The sequence below is a fragment of the Aquiflexum sp. genome, assembly GCF_977115555.1.
In genome coordinates, this window is the sequence record NZ_CDSBKL010000241.1 from 1 (window position 1) to 6,309 (window position 6,309).

A 6,309-nucleotide genomic window follows, 5' to 3' on the forward strand; every position below is an offset into this window, starting at 1 on the left:
ACGGTCAGATTCATCTTCATTCCATCCTTTTTGAAAATTGGTCCTGAAAGTAATCGTCCTCCCGGGTTTGTCAAATTTGTGGGAATAGAGCAGGCGGTTGAAAAGGTCAAAATCCTGGTAGAAACCTGTTTTTAAGTTCTTGATCGAATTGATCAGGTCAACACCATCGTCAGTTTCCCCTGTAAAACCCGAATTCTCAGTTTCATACCTGGCCGAAAATCTGGGGATATACAATATCCTGTTTTTCTCGTCAATGTTATATTCCAACCGTAGATTTGCCTGATGCCGGCTGTTTACCCTGACATCGGTACTCCTTTCATGGTAGAATTTATCGGTTTCATCTGTCGTGACAAAATCCCTGAACCTGTCCACCACACCTACATTTTTTCTCTTGGTAAACACATAGCTACCGGTGACTTTGATTTTATCCATCCACAGATCGGTGTAGTTCAATCCCAAAATATTGGTAGTGATTACCCCTTGCTGTGGGTTGGCATTGTCCTGTGCATTGGGATCGCTGGAGTAATCCAGGATATTGACATTGTTGGACAATCCTGTGAAGGTTAACCTTCTTTCTTCATCAAAGGCATTGATACTCGCTCCGACCAAATACCTTTCGTCAGTCCCATACCCTGCCGTTGTTTTTCCAAATTGTCCCTTCCTTCGGTTGGCTTTGGTGATGATGTTGATGGTTTTGAGCCTTTCTCCATCATCAAATCCACTCAATTGTGATTTTTCACTTTTTTGATCAAAAACCTCAATGCTTTGGATCATCTCAGCTGGAATATTTTGAAGGGCAGTTTTTACATCCGTCCCAAAAAACGGTTTGCCGTCCACAAGAATCTGTGCAATCGCTTCCCCTTGGGCCTGCAATATGCCATCCTCTGAACTGACACCGGGAAGTTTTTCCAACAAGGTCTGCGCGCTGGCATCCTTCATGGTCTTAAATGCATCTGCATTGAACAGCGTCGTATCACCTTTTTGGGTACCTGTAGATCTTCTAGCTTCGATGACGACTTCATTGAGGTCAGTCGCCACTTCGCGTATAGATATATTTCCCAAATTGAGGTCGGAAGTCAAGTCAAACGATTTGAAATAATCCATATACCCAAGATACTGTACCTTGAGGATGTATTGGCCCTGACTTATTCCTGCAAAGCCAAAATAACCATCAATGTCAGAAACCGCTCCTGTCACCTGGGAAGAATCAGTGGGGGACAAAAGAAGCACATTTACAAAAGGCAAAGCCTCCTGTTTGCCATCGATCACGACAGCACCTTTGATACTAAATGACTGAGAAAATCCCTGAAGGGCAAAAAAACCAAAAATGAAAAACGAAAATAGGTACTTCATTGAAATGTATGTAGGATAACTTTAAAACTCAGGTGTAAAAACAACTTGTTGGCGCTCAAATTGTAAACAAACTTAAGAGGTGGTGGTTCGCCAAGGAAGGTATTATTTGCTGAATGGTTTATTTTCTCGAAGAACTGCCCCCTGCCTTATTTAGATTATCAATCGAAATTTTAATAGGATGTTTTTATGGATATCTGCTTCTTTGCCTGTAACCTAATAAATCAAGGTTTGAAGTCCGATTGAATGGCCATGGACTGTCGACCGTGGACTATGGACAAAATGACCTTGCCTGATTTTGGTTGTTCAAAAGCAATGGTTCTTTATTTCTCTTTATAAATACTTTTTGATTGCTGAATTATCATGCCTTAACTTCGTGGAGCTTAAAGAAATTACCCAAAATCAATAACCAAATTGAAAAAGCCAAGTAACATACATGCTGTTTTGATACCTGATGGGGAAAAACCCATTTTGTTGAAGATTCTTAATTGTATGTCCCAGAGTAAAAATATCAGGCTCTATGTCATGTCGACAAAGAAGGACATGCCTTTACGGTATTCGAGACATATACACCGGTTTTTGTATTTTCCTGAAGAAAATAGTGAGTTAGCCTGGATCGCAAACATCAATTCGGTAACGGAAAAATATGAGATCGATGTGATTATGCCCATTTGGGAAACAGCCATCCACACACTAATCCAACATAAAAATCTTTTACAAAACAGTGAAAAGCTGGCGCCATTACCCACATTGCATGATTTTACAATTGCGAGTAACAAGGCATTGTTGGCTGAACATCTCCATGCTATTGGTATTTCTGGGCCAAACACAGTTCCATTGACCTTAGAATTGATACAAGGCAAGGATCAGCTAAATCTAAATTTTCCCTTGTTGGCCAAACCGCTCAAATCTGGAAATGGAAAAGGGATAGTCAAATTCGAAGACCATGAAACATTTGCATCGTATTTTAAGACAAATGGTCTTCATCAATCCTACATCCTGCAGGAATTTATAATAGGAGAGGATTTTTGCTGCAATGTGCTATGTCTGGAGGGAGATATTTTGGCTTTCACCATTCAAAAAGGCAACCTTTGGGAGTCGACTCCCTTTTCTGCTCAAATGGGAATGGATTTCGTTCACAATGATACTTTATTTCAAATGGCAAAAAAACTCATGAAATCCCTCAATTGGACCGGAGTTGCCAATATAGATTTGCTTTTTGATGTTAAAAATGAAGTTTTTCATGTTTTGGAAATCAACCCTAGGTTTTGGAATTCCTTGACAGCATCCTTGATGGCAGGAGTTAATTTTCCCAACCTGCTGATTCAAATGGCCCTGAAAAAAAGTATCGAACCACAGCCTTACAAAGACATTACATATGTCAATTTAGAAGGACTGACACAATATTGGAAGAAGGACAAAGCTCTAATATTTAAAACAAGATTTATCTGGCAAAGCACCCCCATTAAATTTAGAATAAGTGACCCTATCCCGATTATTTTCCATTTTTTACAACAGGGCAAAAACAATTTTCTTCAAAAAATAAAGAGCATTTTTAGGAAGACATAATAGTATATGCTTTTGTGTAGCTGTCAGTGGATAGCACTATATAAAATGATGACATTATTACTTTTCCCAATTGATTGCGACCAAGACAAAAATTGGTTTTTAAACCTAGCTTTTTCCTTGATTTAGTTTTTTAAAGTCCAATACAAATGACAACAAACCCTTATTCCCAAGATCAATCAATGTCATGAAGGCGCATGTAGTCTGTGGACTATCGTTCATTAACCATGGTCTATCGACTATCATCCTAAATAAAAACACAATCCTCCGGCTTGATGACAAAAGTGGCATTTTCAACCAAGCCTGCCTCCCTATCTCTCCTCCTATGAAGCCCCGGACTTTGCTGTGCCGACCATAATCTTTTCATTTTTCTGATCTCATCTGCAATGGATTTTAGGTTTCCGGAGGCAATATGACTGACAAGATTCCGCATCTCCAACCTCCTGTCATCCATAGCCAAACTGTCACCCCTGTTGTACACCAAGGAAACGATGGCACCTTGGACATCAGGCGGAAGTTTTTCCAAACCCGGATAGATCCTTCGTGATTTCTTTGCCCAGATCGGCATGGACTTGGTGTAAAATACTTCAATGGCAGCATCCCATTCAATGGATATCCTTTTCACCGACTCAGTCAAAGCATTTCGGGCATTTACATTAGTCTTGCCAACAACTCCCGATAGGAGGTTAAAATCTCCATTACTGAGTACGGACTTCCAGTCATTGGCAAAAGTAGCTGCAGAGGCATAGCCAAGGTCATAACCAATCCCAATGGTGATGCCACTGTATTCGCCCGGTAAAATCGGGCTTTTGTACTTTCTTTCATAAATGGCTTTGGAAGAAACCTCAAACTCCACGATTACATCCAATGACCTTTTGGAAGCAATCAAACTTGCCCCCAAAGGAATGGGAGGAAGCGTTTGGCTGTACAGCATTTCCAATCTTGAAACGGTATTGGTGCCGACAATCCCGTCGACATCATTCCCTTTAAATCCCAAATACCTTTGCAGGGATTTTTTGCGTTCAGTAAAATCTGCCGTTTCCGGCACTTGGATGCCTAGGTTTTTTAGAAATGCATTGGCTGTTGGTACATCAAAAATCCCTGTTTCAGTAGTACGGATGGATTTTTGAAGATTTTGGATTCTCTTTTGGAATGGGTCCATGGCAGGTTTATTTTTGGGATAAAAATTTTATTGAAAAGTAAATGGATCGTAGAAGAATGGATTTTGGAAGGGAAAACCAAGGATTAATCCTTTTTAACCATCACTTTGAAACATCTCCAACTAAGATACTGATATTCAATGAAATAAAGTAATAAATTGCATTTAAAAAAATAGAAAATAAATCTGGAATTTGAGGAAATTGCCAAAATAATAAGGATTTTATTGCCATCAATATGGATAAACGATAACCTGAATGAAAAAGAAAATACAGGGTTTTTGTTATTTTTAATGGAAACCGTACAAAGATGGACCCATTGAATCTTATTTAAGGATATTTAACTTATAATTTGGAATATTGTATTTATATGTAAAAGAAATGATTGATTCCTAACATGAACAATTCCCAATTCAAAATATATATTGTTGAAGATGACCCTTGGTATGGGCAGATTCTCCGCCATCACCTTAGCATGAATCCTGATTACCTCTTGGAGATTTTTACCAGTGCCAAGGACTTACTTAATAGTCTGTATCATAAACCTGACCTGATCTGTATGGATTTCGGTTTGCCTGACATGAAAGGCGATAAGTTACTAAAGGAAATTCAAGCCCGAAACAAACAGATACCGGTAATAGTCATCAGCGCCCAAGAAGAAATCAGCGTGGCGGTGGAACTTTTAAAGGCAGGGGCCAGGGATTATATCATCAAAGATGACCATACTAAGGAACAGCTTTGGAAGTCAATCCTTCATATCCGTGAAAACATCCACCTGCGGCAAGAAGTGGAAGAACTCAAAGAACAGCTCGGACAGAAATTCAGTTTCGAAAATACCATCATCGGCCAAAGCGATGCAATAAAAAAAACCTTCAATCTTCTTCAAAAAGCGGTAAATACCAATATCAATGTATCCCTTACGGGGGAGACAGGTACCGGAAAAGAAGTGTATGCCAAGGCGATACATTTCAGCAGTGAAAGAAAAAAGAAACCATTTGTAGCAGTAAATATGGGAGCAATTCCCAAAGAATTAGCCGAAAGCGAACTCTTTGGCCATGAAAAAGGGGCATTTACCGGAGCTTCAGGAATCAAAATCGGAAAGTTTGAAGAGGCACAGGGAGGAACCCTTTTCTTGGATGAAATCGGAGAACTCGACATTTCACTCCAAAGCAAACTTCTCAGAGTCATACAAGAGCGGGAAATCGTGCGGGTAGGAGGAAACAAACCTGTAAAAGTAGATATTAGGCTGATTACTGCTACCCACAAAAATCTGGCTGAAGAAGTGAAGCAAGGAAGATTTAGGGAGGACCTATTTTTCAGGATCGTTGGCCTGCCTATAGAACTTCCTCCGCTTCGGAATAGAGACAATGATGTGATCATCTTGGCAAAGCATTTTATCGAAGAATTTGCAAAAGCCAATAAGACCAAAGCATTGCAGCTAAGTGATGCTGCAAAAGCCAAGTTGAGAAAATATGCATGGCCCGGCAATGTCAGGGAACTCAAAGCTGTCATAGACCTCGCCTGTGTCATGGCAGATTCCTCTGAGATCAAAGCAGAAGACCTGACCTTCTATGAAATTGGAGAAAATAAAGCTTATTCCTCTGAAGAAAAGACCCTAAAAGCTTTTGAGGTAGAAATTATAACCCATTTTCTAAAAAAGTATGAAGACAATGTTGTCCTTGTGGCTGACAAATTAGACATTGGCAAATCCAAAATCTACAACATGTTGAAAAATGGTGAAATCAAATCAAATTAAACATTTATGTACGGAATTGTAAATAAATCTATCGAAGAACTGGTGGTGCAAAACTTTGGACAAGAAAAATGGGAAGAGATCAAAATCCAAAGCAAAATAAATATTGAATATTTTATCAGTAATGAGAGCTATGATGACGATGTTACTTTTGTTTTGGCACAAACAATAGCAGAAAATTTAGATATACCTTTATCCGCAGTCTTGAAGTCATTTGGCGAATGGTGGATTTTACATACCGGTAAAAACCACTATGGTTACTTACTGGAAAGCGGAGGAGAGAATTTTAAATCCTTTCTTCTCAACCTACCTGCTTTTCACAACAGGGTGATGATGATGTATCCCAAATTGACTCCTCCCGAATTCCAAATATCTGATGTAGATGGAAATTCAGTGCATTTGCATTATTTCTCAAAAAGAAAAGGGCTCACAGACTTTGTTTATGGGTTGATTTCCGGTCTGGGAAAATTCTTTTCTACCGAA

Annotated in this window: 5 protein-coding genes; 3 read left to right on the plus strand and 2 right to left on the minus strand. The window is 39.3% G+C overall.

Going from position 1 to position 6,309, the window contains the following annotated elements:
• The coding region (locus ACZFYI_RS13745) for a carboxypeptidase-like regulatory domain-containing protein (RefSeq protein ID WP_462524701.1) at nt 1–1,353 on the minus strand (1,353 nt) is incomplete at its 3' end.
• Between the two features lie 489 nt (nt 1,354–1,842).
• Here ACZFYI_RS13745 and ACZFYI_RS13750 point away from each other — a divergent pair.
• A complete protein-coding gene (locus ACZFYI_RS13750) occupies nt 1,843–2,919 on the plus strand; it encodes an ATP-grasp domain-containing protein (protein ID WP_462524702.1) in 1,077 nt (358 codons plus the stop codon).
• 244 nt (nt 2,920–3,163) lie between these two features.
• On the opposite strand, the gene ACZFYI_RS13755 is transcribed toward ACZFYI_RS13750, so the two are convergent.
• Nucleotides 3,164–4,078: a hypothetical protein gene (locus ACZFYI_RS13755; RefSeq protein WP_462524703.1), complete on the minus strand. Its 915-nt coding sequence runs from the start codon at nt 4,076–4,078 to the stop codon at nt 3,164–3,166.
• A gap of 392 nt (nt 4,079–4,470) precedes the next feature.
• Between ACZFYI_RS13755 and ACZFYI_RS13760 the strand changes: the two genes are divergently transcribed.
• Together ACZFYI_RS13760 and ACZFYI_RS13765 are read left to right on the plus strand one after the other, a co-directional pair.
• Nucleotides 4,471–5,829, plus strand: a complete 1,359-nt coding sequence (locus tag ACZFYI_RS13760) for a sigma-54-dependent transcriptional regulator (protein ID WP_462524704.1) — start codon at nt 4,471–4,473, stop codon at nt 5,827–5,829.
• Nucleotides 5,830–5,835: 6 nt separating this feature from the next.
• Nucleotides 5,836–6,309 (plus strand): heme NO-binding domain-containing protein (locus ACZFYI_RS13765; protein WP_462524705.1); only part of this gene is annotated, 474 nt, incomplete at its 3' end.

Bases quoted from the DNA above. Each gene is read 5' to 3' on its own strand.
- ACZFYI_RS13755 (WP_462524703.1), bottom strand. From the start codon at position 4,078: ATGGACCCATTCCAAAAGAGAATCCAAAATCTTCAAAAATCCATCCGT.
- ACZFYI_RS13750 (WP_462524702.1), top strand. From the start codon at position 1,843: ATGTCCCAGAGTAAAAATATCAGGCTCTATGTCATGTCGACAAAGAAG.
- ACZFYI_RS13760 (WP_462524704.1), top strand. From the start codon at position 4,471: ATGAACAATTCCCAATTCAAAATATATATTGTTGAAGATGACCCTTGG.